The organism is Rhodococcus sovatensis, assembly GCF_037327425.1.
GTDB lineage: Bacteria > Actinomycetota > Actinomycetes > Mycobacteriales > Mycobacteriaceae > Rhodococcoides > Rhodococcoides sovatense.
The window spans coordinates 5,398,285-5,411,715 of sequence record NZ_CP147846.1 but is presented as its reverse complement, the minus strand read 5'-3'; the positions used below and the strand labels follow the sequence as shown (position 1 = coordinate 5,411,715).

The 13,431-nt window shown below is 62.4% G+C and carries 14 protein-coding genes and 1 pseudogene; 9 read left to right on the top strand and 6 right to left on the bottom strand.

The features are described from left to right. Positions 1–11: 11 nt before the first annotated feature. Positions 12–764, bottom strand: a complete 753-nt coding sequence (locus WDS16_RS25275; RefSeq protein WP_338888684.1) for an SDR family oxidoreductase — start codon at positions 762–764, stop codon at positions 12–14. A 115-nt stretch (positions 765–879) separates the two neighbouring features. Between WDS16_RS25275 and WDS16_RS25270 the strand changes: the two genes are divergently transcribed. The 3 genes from WDS16_RS25270 to WDS16_RS25260 all read left to right on the top strand — a co-directional run bounded on the left by WDS16_RS25270 (position 880) and on the right by WDS16_RS25260 (position 4,166). After that, positions 880–1,773: a LysR family transcriptional regulator gene (locus WDS16_RS25270; protein ID WP_338888682.1), complete on the top strand. Its 894-nt coding sequence runs from the start codon at positions 880–882 to the stop codon at positions 1,771–1,773. Positions 1,774–1,813: 40 nt separating this feature from the next. Continuing rightward, on the top strand, positions 1,814–2,326 hold the full coding sequence (locus WDS16_RS25265) for a hypothetical protein (protein ID WP_338888680.1): 513 nt from the start codon (positions 1,814–1,816) through the stop codon (positions 2,324–2,326). A gap of 397 nt (positions 2,327–2,723) precedes the next feature. Further along, positions 2,724–4,166, top strand: a complete 1,443-nt coding sequence (locus tag WDS16_RS25260; RefSeq protein WP_338888679.1) for an HNH endonuclease — start codon at positions 2,724–2,726, stop codon at positions 4,164–4,166. A gap of 431 nt (positions 4,167–4,597) precedes the next feature. Here the strand turns inward: WDS16_RS25260 and WDS16_RS25255 are convergent. After that, positions 4,598–5,525 (bottom strand): annotated as a pseudogene (locus tag WDS16_RS25255) (IS5 family transposase). 310 nt (positions 5,526–5,835) lie between these two features. Between WDS16_RS25255 and WDS16_RS25250 the strand changes: the two are divergent. Continuing rightward, complete coding sequence (locus WDS16_RS25250; protein ID WP_338888678.1) at positions 5,836–6,048, top strand: hypothetical protein; 213 nt, start codon at positions 5,836–5,838, stop codon at positions 6,046–6,048. A gap of 15 nt (positions 6,049–6,063) precedes the next feature. On the opposite strand, the gene WDS16_RS25245 is transcribed toward WDS16_RS25250, so the two are convergent. Next, positions 6,064–7,194 carry a citrate/2-methylcitrate synthase gene (locus WDS16_RS25245; RefSeq protein ID WP_338888676.1) on the bottom strand — a complete coding sequence of 377 codons (1,131 nt, stop codon included), beginning with the start codon at positions 7,192–7,194 and terminating at the stop codon, positions 6,064–6,066. A gap of 76 nt (positions 7,195–7,270) precedes the next feature. On the opposite strand from WDS16_RS25245, the gene WDS16_RS25240 reads away from it, so the two are divergent. Both WDS16_RS25240 and WDS16_RS25235 read left to right on the top strand, forming a co-directional pair. Continuing rightward, positions 7,271–8,470 (top strand): citrate synthase, encoded by a 1,200-nt coding sequence (locus WDS16_RS25240; RefSeq protein WP_338888674.1) that lies wholly within the window; start codon positions 7,271–7,273, stop codon positions 8,468–8,470. 62 nt (positions 8,471–8,532) lie between these two features. Then, a complete protein-coding gene (locus WDS16_RS25235; protein WP_338888672.1) occupies positions 8,533–8,982 on the top strand; it encodes a hypothetical protein in 450 nt (149 codons plus the stop codon). Positions 8,983–9,024: 42 nt separating this feature from the next. Here WDS16_RS25235 and WDS16_RS25230 read toward each other — a convergent pair whose 3' ends face one another. Beyond that, positions 9,025–9,381 carry a hypothetical protein gene (locus tag WDS16_RS25230; protein WP_338888671.1) on the bottom strand — a complete coding sequence of 119 codons (357 nt, stop codon included), beginning with the start codon at positions 9,379–9,381 and terminating at the stop codon, positions 9,025–9,027. Between the two features lie 212 nt (positions 9,382–9,593). Here WDS16_RS25230 and WDS16_RS25225 point away from each other — a divergent pair, with 212 nt between their 5' ends. Both WDS16_RS25225 and WDS16_RS25220 read left to right on the top strand, forming a co-directional pair. Next, positions 9,594–9,827, top strand: coding sequence for a PLD nuclease N-terminal domain-containing protein (locus tag WDS16_RS25225; RefSeq protein ID WP_338888669.1), 234 nt, complete (start codon positions 9,594–9,596; stop codon positions 9,825–9,827). Positions 9,828–9,848: 21 nt separating this feature from the next. Further along, the gene (locus WDS16_RS25220; protein WP_338888667.1) at positions 9,849–10,055 is read left to right on the top strand and encodes a hypothetical protein; all 207 of its coding nucleotides are present in this window, start codon (positions 9,849–9,851) and stop codon (positions 10,053–10,055) included. A gap of 30 nt (positions 10,056–10,085) precedes the next feature. Here WDS16_RS25220 and WDS16_RS25215 read toward each other — a convergent pair whose 3' ends face one another. Next, on the bottom strand, positions 10,086–10,730 hold the full coding sequence (locus WDS16_RS25215) for a FadR/GntR family transcriptional regulator (RefSeq protein WP_422395863.1): 645 nt from the start codon (positions 10,728–10,730) through the stop codon (positions 10,086–10,088). A 139-nt stretch (positions 10,731–10,869) separates the two neighbouring features. On the opposite strand from WDS16_RS25215, the gene WDS16_RS25210 reads away from it, so the two are divergent. Beyond that, a complete protein-coding gene (locus tag WDS16_RS25210; RefSeq protein WP_338888665.1) occupies positions 10,870–12,678 on the top strand; it encodes a 2-isopropylmalate synthase in 1,809 nt (602 codons plus the stop codon). Here WDS16_RS25210 and WDS16_RS25205 read toward each other — a convergent pair. Continuing rightward, positions 12,668–13,378, bottom strand: coding sequence for a winged helix-turn-helix transcriptional regulator (locus tag WDS16_RS25205; protein WP_338888664.1), 711 nt, complete (start codon positions 13,376–13,378; stop codon positions 12,668–12,670). The genes WDS16_RS25210 and WDS16_RS25205 overlap by 11 nt on opposite strands. Positions 13,379–13,431 lie beyond the last annotated feature (53 nt).

Sequence of the window (13,431 nt, the reverse complement as noted above, 5' to 3'; positions counted from 1 at the left end):
GCCGTTGGTGTTCAGCGCGTTGTGTAACCGCCGTTGGCGAAGATCGTCTGTCCGGTGATCCACCAACCCTCGCTTGCGAGGAAACGGACGATCGGTGCGATGTCCTCGATCTGCGTCAACTGGTTCTTCAACGCCTGCGACTTGTGAAACTCGACGCGCTCGGGCGTTTCCTGGCCGTAGAAAAACGGGGTGTCCATCGGACCGGGCGCGATGTTGTTGACCGAAATCCCGCGCACACCGAACTCTTTTGCCGCAGCGCGGGTGAAATGCTCCACCGGGCTCTTGCCGCCCGCGTAGGTGGAGTACCCGTCGGTCAACGCCGCAAGGAGGGCCGTGACGATCGTGATCACTTTGCCGTCGTCGTTGATTCGTTTGCCTGCTTCCTGAATGAAGAAGTAGGCAGCCTTGCTGTTGATACCGAACATGGAGTCGTACTCGTCTTCCGTCGTCTCGACGATCGGCTTGCGTAGGACCTTGCCGACGGTGTTGACGGCGATATCGACGCCACCGAAGGCGTCGACAGCCGTGTCGAACAGCTTCACGATGTTCGCTGGACGCGTGAGATCTCCTTGGAACTTCACGGCCTCGACTCCGGCTGCCCGCGCGGCATCGACTGTCCGGTCGGCGTCGGCCTCGGTGCTGTCGCTGTTGTAGTGCACTGCAACGTTGACGCCCTCCTCGGCAAGTCTTGTGCTGATCAGACCACCGAGGTTTTTCGCCCCCGCAGCTACGACCGCTGATTTGCCCTGTAGCGAGTGTGTCATCTGAATCTCCTGTCGCGTTGGTGTCGATCTCGAAACCAACGGTAGGGTCATCAATCACAATTGAAAAACACAAATACTGCGTGCTTGCACAACCAATGCTTGTGGAAGGAAATCGATGACGCTTCAGCCGACCCCGCAGCTCGACCTCCGTCGTCTGCGTCAGTTCGTTGCCGTCGCCGATACCGGGTCGCTGACTGCCGCCGCGGCAATGCTGTTCGTTTCACAACAGGCAATGAGCAGCGCCATGCGTCAGCTGGAGAAGGACGTGGGGGTACGACTGCTCGAGCGACACGGTCGTGCCACCGTCTTGACCGCGGCCGGCCACGAACTCCGTCAAGGCGCGTCGATGCTCCTCGCTGCTGCCGATGCATTGGGTGCGTCGACTCGACGGGCAGCACTGGGTGAGGCGCCCCCGTTCGTTGTCGGACACACTCCTGCAATCACATCCGAAGAAGCATTCAGCAAGATCGAACCGATACGCGCATCGATGCCAGAGAGATCGGTGACTGTCCGGCAGACGTTCCCGGACCAAATACACGACGCACTCGTGGACGGGACCGTCGATGTCGTGTTGCGACGCGGAGTCATGACACCACCCGACCTGGCCACGGCCATTCTCCATTACGACCCACTGAATCTCGCTGTCGATTCGAAGCACGTCCTCGCGGGACACACGGACATCTCACTCCCGGACATCGCCGACTGGCCACTGGCGGTATGGGCACCACCCGGGAACTCCTTCTACACCGACTTCCTCGTCTCTGCCTGCAGACGTGCGGGTTTCGAGCCAACGCTGAGTGTGAACATCATTCAGGGAACACCGCCGGTGACGGCCGTCGTCGGAACAGACCGAGTCGCGCTCGTCACTGCGCATGCAGGCCCCGCATTGAACGGTCAAGTTCGGGTATTGAACCTCGCGGACGCGCCGCGTGTGCCCGTTCAGGCAGTGTGGCTGCCACACACCATCTCCCACGCCCGGACTGCACTGCTCGAAGCCGGGAAGCCGTGACTACTCGGGTAGGAGCACGCCAAACTGGTACGGTGCCTTCGTGTCCGAGGATCGACGAGAGTTTCTACGCCGCAAATATCTCTCACTTGGCTTGGGCGAATTGGCCGCGGCAGTGGTGTTTGTTGTGGTCGCGTTCACCGTCGCGATTCCTCGGCTTGTCGGCGCCGACGATCAGGCGGCGTTGTGGTCGGCACTCGTACCGTTGTCGGTAGTACTGGTACAGGGAGGCGCGTACTGGCTATCGGCCCGCGCCTGGGTTGCGCGTGCCTCGATGCCGACATCGTTGGCCACGCTCTACCGCGCTTTTCGGATCGTCGATGTCGGCCTACTGGGAGCCGGCCTCGTCGGAATCGTTCTCTTCCTGCCAGATAGCCGCGGTGCGACGTTGTTCGTCGTCTTCATATGGCTTTTCGGCGTGATCGAGTACGTCAACTACTTCGTGTTTCGTCTCTCCTATCCTCTCCGACAACTGCCCTCGCGACTCACGCAATGGCGCACGCCCCGACTCGTCCAAGACCTGAGGTCAGCGGGGCCCTGGCAGACGGGGCCGTAGACCGCTACGACGACCATTTCAGCCTCGTGACCGAATGCAGTCGCCGCTATGCGGTCCGAGAGACCTGGCGATCAGGGCCCCTCGGCTGCCGCTGCCCATCGGTCAGAGATCCAGCTAGAGCGTGTTGACCCAGCCAATCTTGTCCGTAGAGAAGGAGAATGCCTTCTCGAACAGGAGCACGTACATTCCGGGCGTGTTGCCAGTGGGAGCATCGAAGCAGACAGCGCCGGTACTCGTTCCGCCATGGTCCTAGCGGAACACGCGCAGTCGAGGAGTGATTCGAAGTATGACTCGGACTCCGCCAACTAGGACGTGACTGCTCTTACATTCGCTGTAAGCGCCGACGGCCGCGGCGAGGCGGAGTTTCTTGTCGGTAGTGGGTTGTAGCTTTCCTGGCATGCAGAAGTTGGGGGACTTCCAGAGCGCACACACGCTCTCCGATCAGGAGCTCGTGTCCACACTCGCGCACATCCACACCACCGAATCCTCCCTCGCCGCATCGAAACTGGCGATACTCGCCGAATCCGACCGCCGCGGCCTCGCCCTGAAACTCGGCTACTCCTCCGTCGCCTACTGGCACGCAAAATCCACCCGAACCCGCGAAGCCCAGTCCACCCACCAGATCCGCCTCGGCTACTGGCTCACCGACCACCCCACCGTCGCCGACGCCCTGACCGACGCCACCATCCACCACGCACACGCCAGCGCCATCGCCGACGGCCACACCCTCATCCACACCGCAGACCCCACCCTCGACAACACCGCCCTCGACGCCCACATCGCGACCCTCCTCGACGTCGCCACCCGCTCCCTGGCCTCCACCGTCACCACACGCGCCCGCGAACTCGCCCACACCGCCGCAGCCGACGCCCAAGCCCGCCACGACGCCGCCCGACGCGAAGCCGCAGCACGGCAAGCACGCGAAGAAGCCGCCCGACGCGCCGCGGAAGAGGAAGCCCAACGTCGCGGCACACCTGATCCCGCACCACGCCCCGATGACACCGGAGATCCCGCTCCGGGCGGCGATCCCGCGCTGGATCTGCCTGACGGTCCCCGCCCACCAGCAGCATCAGAGAACCCCGCCTTGAACGTCCTGAAGATCTTCCAACTTCCCGACGGACGGAGCCGCGTCGAAGGCAACCTCGACACCCTCACCGCCGAGAAACTCCGCACCGCCCTCTCCCCACTGACCGCACCGACACCCGGACCCGGCGGGGCCCTCGACCCACGCACCCCCGCCCGCCGCAATGCCGATGGTCTCGCTGACATCCTCGACCGCCACCTCGCCGGCGGACGCGGGTCACCCTTCACCGCACCCGCGCGGGTCAACCTGATCGTCCACCTCGCCGACCTCCTGAAACGCCCCTGCAGTCACCACACCGCGGGGGAAGGCAGTCCATTGGATGGGGAGTGGCCGTTTCAGATGGAATGGACCGGACCGATCTCCGGGCACCTCGCCGAACTCCTGACCTGCGATGCCGATATGACGCCGATCATCGTCGACGGCGCCGGAGTGCCCCTGGCGATGGGCCGAACAATGCGCCTCGCCCCACCCGAACTGCGGAACGCGGTCATCGCGAGGGATCGATGTTGCGTCATGTGCGGACGACCCGCAGGCTGGTGCCAAGTCCACCACCTCGTGTACTGGACCGACGGAGGACCAACCGATCTGACCAACTCGGCGTTGGTCTGCGGGCGATGCCACCGCTCCATCCACCACGGAGACTGGGAACTCGTCCTCGGCGACGACGGACACCCACAGGCCATCCCACCTGCCACCATCGACCCACACCGACAACCCATCCCCAGCTACCACCGCCGACGACAACGCACCGCCTGACCGCAGGGGCACCTCGCCCATGCCGAGATCGAAGCTACGCACCCCCAACCAGCAACAACGACGCACAACTTCGATCTCGGCGTGGTCCGACAAAACAGGATTGACGCCAGGCCCTAACAATCGGTCAAAAGTGCTGTTCAGCTCCGGGTTACGCACCTTCACCGAACCTCGGGCTTCCCGGTCCTGCCCTCCCGACCGGCAGCGTTCGAACGGCGGTTCTGTCGACTCGCACCGGCGACCACCGATGTAACGTCAACCATCACGTTAACGACCTACTGGACATCGACGCCGAGGGAAGGCCAGCCATGCCAGCAGGCACTACGTCCGCACACGGGTTCGTCGATGCTTGATCACGAGGTAGTCGAGGCGACACGTCCGTCGCGATGGTGGACTTGGTTGACCGCGATTACAGCGTTGCTAGAGCGTGTCTCTTAAATTGGGTCCGTTTTCGTTTTCATCGCCGGGCGGTGGTTGTGGTTGCGGGAGTGCAGAACTGCCGCGCACAGGACAACGCCCCCGAGGAATGTCATGGCGTACTTGTCATATCGAGTGGCCACACCACGCCACTGTTTGAGCCGCCCGAAGCCACGCTCGACGGTGTTGCGGTGCTTGTACATCGTCGGATCGAAACCCGGTGGACGACCACCGGCGGACCCCTTGTCGGCCCGTCGCTGCTTCTGGTCGCTGCGCTCGGGAATGGTGTGTTTGATCTTGCGGCGACGCAGTTCGGTGCGGGTACTGGGATGGGTGTACGCCTTGTCGGCGAGCAATCGGTAGTCCTGGTCCCCACCGGCAGCTCGGTGGGCATCGAGCAACGGCACCAACTGTGGATTGTCCCCGGCTTGCCCACCGGTCAGCAGCATCGTCACCGGCGAGCACGTCAGGTCGGTCAGTGCATGGATCTTCGTGGTGAATCCTCCGCGAGATCGACCCAACGCGTGGTCAGCGGGTTCGTCGACGGATTTCTTGTAATTCGACAAGGCCCCCTGTGAGAGTGTCGGCTCGCGCACCGGCCGCATGCTGATGCGCCCGGACGCTGGTCGAGTCGATCGAGAGCACCGCCCCGATATCGCCGTCGAGTTCTTCCGGGTCGAGACCGAACACCTCGGCCACCGCGGCAAGCATCTCGTCGTAGGTGCCATCGAAGGACCATCGGTGGTGGCGTTTCCACACCGTCTGCCACGGACCGAAGTCCTCCGGCAGATCTCGCCACGGACACCCGGTACGGAATCGGTATGCGATGCCCTCCAGAATTCGCCGGTGCTCGGCGAACCGCCGCCCACGTTTTCCCACGTCGGTGGGTATCACTGGCTCGACGATCTCCCAGAACTCGTCACTGATCACTCCCACGCGCGTCATCGAAATATCATCGCTGACAGCACCTCTCAAATTTGGGAGACACGCTCTAGACCCTTGGCTCCCGCCCGTGCCACGAGCATCCGGTCGATTCGTTGTCACCGTCACCGATGGATCCTTCCTCTTCAGGCGCTGCTCGCTGTTGCTCGCGCACAGCACCATTGGTCGCCCTTGTGGGACGACACCGTCTCCGAAAAATTGTGTACAACTATCTTGGCACTCGCCGAGCGAGAGTGCTAATTTTGTTATCGCACAGTGATGAGGAGCAGCCCGCCACAGGGGCGGGCGCATCTTGAAGCAGGAGGTGGTTGCTGTGCTTCGTTTCGATTCGACCGATTCGGCCCAGAGCGAGACCGTGGTGTGGCCCGACGCTCCCGATCGTGAGCAGTGGTGGCGACGCACACTCGGCATCGACAGCGGAGTGCAGGAGTTCGATACGGCGGACTTCCTCGAGCAACAGCAGGAAGTGCCGCTCGACGACGACCTGTACCCGGCCACTCCACACGCCTCGCCGGCGGCTGCTTAGCCGATACGCGGTCTGTTACCGGGACGGAAGCGGTTGCGGCGCAGCGGGTCCGTCGTAGCGCGCGATCGGCCGGATGATCTTACTGTCGTGTGACTGTTCGACGATATTGGCGCACCACCCGACCATGCGGCTGCATGCGAAGGTCGGCGTGAACATCGATCGTGGAATGCCACACAGTTCCATCAGGACACCGGCGTAGTACTCGACGTTCGCGTACAGCTTCCGATCCGGTTTCAGATCGGCCAGAGCAGCAGCGATGACCTTTTCGACCTGGACAGCCTTGTCGATCAGCTCGCCGCCCAGCTCCTGCGCGGTGTCGCGCAGCATCACCGACCGAGGATCCTCGGTGCGGTAAACCGGGTGTCCGAATCCCATGATCCGTTCGCCTGCGGCGATTTTGGCGCGAGCCCACGAATCGGCGGATTCGAGGTCGGCGATCTGGTCCAGGCCTTCGAGTGCCCTGTCCGGCGCCCCACCATGCAGTGGACCGGCGAAGGCTCCGATCGCTGCGCACACCGCGGATGCCACATCGGACCCTGTCGACGCGACCACTCGCGCCGTGAACGTCGACGCATTGAACCCGTGATCGATGGTCGCAGTCAGGTAGCGATCGATAGCGCGAGCGCGATCGTCCGCGGGTACGTCACCGGTGATCATGAACAGCCAGTTCTGAGCTGTCGTCAGATCCTCCCGCGGCTCGATCGGTTCCAGGCCTGCCCGAATCCGATACACAGCTGCCAAGATGGTCGGTGTCATCGCGCACAGTCGTAGGGTGATCGACCGCGTGTCCGACTCCGACGATTCGTAGAGCGGTAGCGAATCGAGCAGACCGGACAACACCGTCCGCAATGCGAAGAGCGGTTGCTGCGGCCCTGTTCGAGCAACCGTTGCGACGGCCGCTCGTACGTCGTCCGGCAGTGTCCGCAGCGGTTCGATCGTCTTCATGAACTCCGTGCGCTCGGCCCGACCCGGGAGATGCCCCTCGACCATGAGGAACCATGCGTCCTCGAAGGTCAGGGCTCGCGCGATGTCGATCGCCGAGTACTGGCGGTAGTGGTAGAAACCTTCGTCACCTCGCACGTCACCGATCGACGTAGTGGTGACGACGACGTTGTGCAGCCCTCGCGGGGCATCGAGAACGCTCATGACAGGACTCCTTTGTGCTGGTCAACCCCTACGATCCGCGCTAACATTGATTTTTGTCAATGTTGATTGGATCAATATGAACGACGGTCGAGATCTACTCACGACAGCACAGGCCGCGGCGCGGTTGGGCGTCAAGCCCGAGACGGTGTACGCCTACGTCAGCCGGGGCATGCTGACCAGCACTCGCCTGCCCGGCGTGCGAGGAAGCATGTTCGACGTCGACGAGGTGGAATCTCTCGCCGGACGTGACACCGCGCGTCGAACCGATATCGGTGCAGTGGAACGCATTCGGACTCGAACCACATTGCTCGATCACGACACCCTCTACTACCGAGGACGCGACGCCGTCGAGCTCAGCTCTCGTACTTTCGAGTCCATCGCCCAGTTCATATGGACGGGCGACCTCGATGACGATGTTCAATTCACTGCGGATCCTGTCGTCGTGCAGCGATGCCAAGGAGCGATAGCACTGATGGCGCCGGACTGCCGGTCGATCGACCGAATACGCATTGCCGTCGACATCGCCGCGACGTATCGGCCGATGCGATTCGACATCGGCGCGAAGTCGGTGATCGTAGAAGCCGGACATCTCTTGGCGACGATTGGTGCATCGCTCGGCGCATCTTCGACGGAACAGTCAGTGGCAAAGCTGATTTGGGACGGCTTGCAGTCCGAGACGTCGGATTCTCGAGGACTGGTGATACTCCAGGCCGGGCTGAACCTGATGGCCGATCATGGACTTGCCGCGTCGACCCTCGCCGTTCGAGTAGCCGCCAGTACGCGTGCACATCTTTATTCTGTCCTCTCGGCAGGACTCGGATGCATCGACGGCCCTCTTCATGGTTCCGCCGCCGAGCCTGCGTATCGGTTCCTGATGGCTGCACGCGAGGATCCGATTGCTGCTCTGGCGCAACAGCTCAGGTCTGGAACCCGAGTCCCTGGATTCGGGCACGTCATCTACACCGATCGTGACCCCCGTGCCGAAGAACTGCTTCGGCTGCTCCGGGACCCCGCCCTCGGCGCCGACCCCGCAGTAATTGCGGCGTCGGACGTCGTGATCGAGGAGATGAGCGACCGATTCGATACCTTTCCGAATTCAGATTTCGCCCTTGCCACGTTCACCTGTGCGTACGGATTACGTCCCGACGCGCCAGAGGCTATATTCGCGATCGCTCGTATCGTGGGATGGACCGCACACGCACTGGAGGAATACGACGAGGAGCCCCTGCGCTTCCGAGTGCCGGGGATCTACACGGGTATTCGTCCAGTGAGCTGAATCCGATGGTGACTCCAAGGCCCCTTGACCTCGAGTAAAGTTGAGGTCCTACTGTCGCTCCCATGTCGACACAACGAGCAATGCAACCGCCCGAAAATCAACCCCTCGGCTTCTGGACTGTGCGCGCCGGGGAGGCCATTGGTGCGCGCACTCGTGGCGCACTACGCGATATCGGTCTCTCGCAGCCCGAATGGTGGCTTCTGCATCAAGTCTCCCTCGATCCGGAGGGCGTCGACCGCGACGCCACCATCGAGAAGATCGGCCACAACTCCACTCCCGAAGCGATTGTGGAGGCAATCGATTCTGCGATTGCGAAAGGGTGGGTGCAGCAGACTGATTCGCAGCTGAAGTCGACCAGCCTGGGCTCCGAACTCTTCGAACGGGCAGCCGCACTGCAACAGGATCTACAAGCAGAACGCATGCAGGAAATCAGCAAGGATGACTTCGCGACGACCATTCGAGTGCTGCAGCGGACGATCGACAATGTCGGCGGCGAGGCGTGGCATTGGTAGCGAAGTCTGTGAACGCAACGAGCGCCACGCTGGTACCGACAATCACACCCACGGAACTCGCCGCTCCCACCAGGGGAATGTCGCAGGGGCCGAAACTTCGACGGTCGCATCGCGATAGCGCTCGTCGAGTTCGGTGACAGCGACTCGCAACCGATGAGCATGCCGACCGTCACGGCGCATGAGTCGTTCCAGTCGGTCGCGAGCGCCATCGCCGAAGAAGTGCCCATCGCACATGGGACAGCCAGTGAACCCGAGCAGTAGCGGCACCCCATTGTCGAACGGGGATCTCGATCCGACGCGTACTCGCCGCTCGACCGATTCGACGCGCTGACGCCACTGTGCGAGATAGTGCAGTGCCCAACCATCTTTCCGCGCCCGACGCGGTCGATTGGGGTTCACCGGACAGAAAGGGTCGTCGCCCTCTCATCGAGAAGTGTCATAGTGTTCGCCATGTCGGAGGCGGGGCCGGTGAGTGGATCGGCAATTCGGTTTCACTGTACCTCGATCTGTGAGGCTGACAACTCTCCAATTCGCACTTATGCAGGCAAAAGCGCCGTCATCGTCTGCATAAGTGCGAACTCGAGCGGCAGTCGAGGGCTACGGTGAAACCCATGGTTTCTGCATCCGCAGCCGGCACGATCGCCTTCGTACTCTTCGTTGCAGCTCTGGTGTCGATCACCCGTGATCCCATTCTGGGATCTGTCGCCAAGGTTGCGTGGGCGTTCGTTGCATTCGTCCTGCCGATCGTCGGGCCGATCCTCTGGTTCGCAGTGGGGAAGCGTTACCCGTACGGAGCCGACGGCGGCAATCGAGGGCGGTTGCTCGCCACCGAGGAACGCGGATGAACAGGTCGACCGACCAGCCCGGTGTACTGGGTAGCCGAGGACTCTCCAGAGTCTCTCGACATCGAAGCGTCAGGGCCGCCGCATGAAACCAGAACAGAGGACGAGGCCAAGCGCGTCGCGCACATGCTGCTGCGCAGGCGGACGCGAAGCACCCTCACTGTGACCTTCGAGCCCGTGGACGGTGAGCCGTACGTGGTCAGCGTGCTCGACCAGGACGGTTGGCGCTAGTCGCCACCCTGCTGTGACTCCGGAGTGGGATCACTTAAGTCGATTCTTCAACGAGAGCAGATGTGATCGGCTCAGTTCTTCGGCCCTCGATTCGTCGTGGTTCGCGATGGCATCGGCCAGCTGAACGTGGGCATCGTGATCGCTGTCGCTGCCGAATTCCTGATGTATGCGCAACATTTCGATCATCGACTGCCGCACACGCGGGGTGAAACTGTCGAAGAGTTCATCGAGGATGGGGTTCTGCGCGGCTGCGACGACGTAGCGATGAAAGGCGATGTCGGCGTCGACGTGTTCTTCGATCGCCGATCGTCGTATCTGCCGTTCGGCCAGGGCACGCTTTATTCGCTTCAAATCCGTAGCCGACCGACGCTGGGCCGCCAGCCCTGCCGCCGCCGTTTCGATTGCGTTGCGCGCTTCGATCACCGCGATGATGTCAGCACGCTGCAGCACAGTGTCCCAATCGTCACGAACATCGAGGGCCGCTACGAACACTCCCGCCCCTTGGCGAGTAGTGAGCACGCCACGCCCGGCCAGCTGGCGGATTGCCTCGCGGACAGTCGATCGCCCGACACCCAGCTGAGGCGCAAGCGTGGTCTCACCTGGGAGTTTCTCCCCGAGATTCCACTCTCCAGACGTGATGCGACCGAGCAACAACTCTGCCGCCTGGTCTGCCATCGTGACTCGTTGTATGCCCACAACCAACACCTTACTTCTCTACTTGTCTGAGGAGTTCTGCTACCGTCTAGTCATACCCACCATCGGGCTACATCATCTCAGCCGAGACGGCGAGGCCCAGCAGAAGCAAGGACAAGTCATGACCTCCGCATCGTCGCACCGCGTGTCTTCACCCGCCGGCCCAGTGCCCGAGCATGCGCCGACCTGGAACCGGCAGCGCCACTCCCAGATGCCGTCGCACCGCTACTCCGACGTCTACTCCCGCGTCGAGGTTCCCCTCACCGACCGCGTGTGGCCGACTCGTCGCCTCACCCAAGCCCCACTCTGGGTACCGGTCGACCTGCGAGACGGCAATCAGGCCCTCGCTGAGCCGATGGACCCACCACGCAAGCGACGGTTCTTCGAGCTGATGGTTCGAATGGGCTACAAGGAGATCGAAGTCGGATATCCTTCTGCATCGCAGACCGACTACGACTTCGTCCGCCTCATCGCCGACAGCGACATCGCACCCGACGACGTGACGATCGTCGTATTCACCCCTGCCCGCCGCGACCTGATCGAACGAACCGTCGCGTCCATACGCGGCATCACCAATCCCGTCGTCATCCACATGTACACCGCCACCGCGCCGACCTGGCGAGATGTGGTCCTGGGGCACGATCGAGCCGACCTTCAGGACCTCATCGTCGCGGGCGGACGAGACGTACTGAAATATGCGGGCGACTTGCCCAATGTCCGCTTCGAATTCTCACCCGAGGTCTTCAATCTCACCGAGCCCGACTACGTATTGACGATCTGCGACGCCATGACGGACTTATGGGACGCCAGCCCGGAGCGTCCGGTGATCCTCAACCTGCCGGCAACCGTCGAGATCGCCACGCCGAATGTGTACGCCGATCAAATCGAGTACATGCACCGCAACTTGTCTCGCCGCGACAGCGTCATCCTGTCCGTGCATCCGCACAACGACCGTGGCACCGGGATCGCGTGCGCCGAACTTGCCGTCCTGGCAGGCGCCCAGCGAGTGGAAGGCTGCATCTTCGGGAACGGCGAGCGCACCGGGAACGTGGACATCGCCACTCTCGCGCTCAACCTGCACGCACAGGGTATCGACCCGATGATCGACTTCTCCGACATCGACGAGATCCGACGAACCGTCGAGTACTGCAACCGAATCGAGATTCACCCGCGTCATCCGTACGTCGGAGACCTCGTTCACACCGCGTTCAGTGGCACCCATCAGGACGCGATCAAGAAGGGGTTTGCCGAGCACCGGGCTCGCGCCGCCGCAGAGGGTCGATCCGAACGGCAGCTGGAATGGCGAGTGCCGTACCTGCCCATCGATCCGGCAGACATCGGTCGAAGCTACGACGCCGTCATCCGGATCAATTCCCAATCGGGCAAAGGTGGCATCGCGTACCTGCTCGAGTCCGAGTACGGCATCGAACTGCCACGGCGCTTTCAAATCGACTTCGCCAGGCACGTTCAGAATCACACTGACGACACCGGCACCGAAGTGGCCGCAGGAGATCTGTGGGGGATCTTCCAACGAACATACTTGCCGCACAGCGACATCGCGCGCACGGTCTCGCTCGCAGGTTACGACACATCCGAGGCGGCCGGTCGGATTCGCACGGACCTGACACTGAAGGTCGACGACGCCGAAGTGGCCAGTGCGCATGTCGGTGTCGGGCCCGTAGAAGCACTGACAGACGCCCTCGCCGCGCACGGCACCCATGTCGACGTTCTCAGCCTCCATCAAACCAGCGTCGATACCGGCAACGACAGCGACGCATTGACCTTGCTGGAATACCGCGTCGGTAACGTCGTTCGATGGGCCGCGGGACAGGAACGCTCCGTCCTGGCCGCAAGCATGGCTGCGGTCGTCAATGCTGCGAATACCGTGCGACACGCGAACCAACGGGACACCGCCGATCTCACTCGCTGATCGGAGAGCTGCGCAATCGGTTCAGCTTCGTTCCTGGTGCCGCCTGAGGAGGTGGGATTGCTGCGGCCAGAACCTGCAACGCAGTCTCATCTCCAGCGAGCGCGAGTCGAGCCGATCCCACTGCGTCGACGACCGAGATACGCCCTGCAACAAGGGAAGCCAGCGTACCGGAATCGGTGGTGATCACTGCGTCGGCCCGACCGAGAGCAGGTCCCGTCGTCACAGACGTTGCCTTGTCCGCCACCGTCACGTGCGCAATGTCGCCGTCGATGTGAAATTCGTAGATTGCATCGACGTCCACTGTAGAGCCCGCATTCAGTAGTCTCGCCAGAACGGCGAGACTCCATTCCGGCGTGAAACCTTGACCGTCTTGGCGCTGCGGATCGAGCTGATGGCGAGCACCCCACACAGCCAGCGGGACAAGAGCATCCGCGAGTTCCCATCCGACCGAAGTCAGCTCGTAGACGGTCGATGCGGCCGGCGGAGGAAGCACTCGACGAACCACTACGCCGTCGGCTTCGAGCTGCTTGATCCGTACCGCGAGCAGGCTGGTACCGATCCCGTGCAACGACGAGGCCAAGTCTGAGTACCGCTTCGGGCCGCCCATGAGGTCGCGCACGATGAGCAGCGTCCAGCGCTCACCTACCGCGTCGAGAGCGCTGGCCAGTCCGCAGAACTGGTTGTAGTCGCGTCGGGACATGGACGCCATGATATCAGTGCACATACAAAACTAGAGCCTCTCTACTCCTTTTT

Coding starts and splice junctions, on each gene's coding strand:
- WDS16_RS25275 (WP_338888684.1), bottom strand. CDS start 764: ATGACACACTCGCTACAGGGCAAATCAGCGGTCGTAGCTGCGGGGGCG.
- WDS16_RS25270 (WP_338888682.1), top strand. CDS start 880: ATGACGCTTCAGCCGACCCCGCAGCTCGACCTCCGTCGTCTGCGTCAG.
- WDS16_RS25260 (WP_338888679.1), top strand. CDS start 2,724: ATGCAGAAGTTGGGGGACTTCCAGAGCGCACACACGCTCTCCGATCAG.
- WDS16_RS25245 (WP_338888676.1), bottom strand. CDS start 7,194: ATGAGCGTTCTCGATGCCCCGCGAGGGCTGCACAACGTCGTCGTCACC.
- WDS16_RS25240 (WP_338888674.1), top strand. CDS start 7,271: ATGAACGACGGTCGAGATCTACTCACGACAGCACAGGCCGCGGCGCGG.
- WDS16_RS25235 (WP_338888672.1), top strand. CDS start 8,533: ATGTCGACACAACGAGCAATGCAACCGCCCGAAAATCAACCCCTCGGC.
- WDS16_RS25225 (WP_338888669.1), top strand. CDS start 9,594: ATGGTTTCTGCATCCGCAGCCGGCACGATCGCCTTCGTACTCTTCGTT.
- WDS16_RS25215 (WP_422395863.1), bottom strand. CDS start 10,730: ATGGCAGACCAGGCGGCAGAGTTGTTGCTCGGTCGCATCACGTCTGGA.
- WDS16_RS25210 (WP_338888665.1), top strand. CDS start 10,870: ATGACCTCCGCATCGTCGCACCGCGTGTCTTCACCCGCCGGCCCAGTG.
- WDS16_RS25205 (WP_338888664.1), bottom strand. CDS start 13,378: ATGTCCCGACGCGACTACAACCAGTTCTGCGGACTGGCCAGCGCTCTC.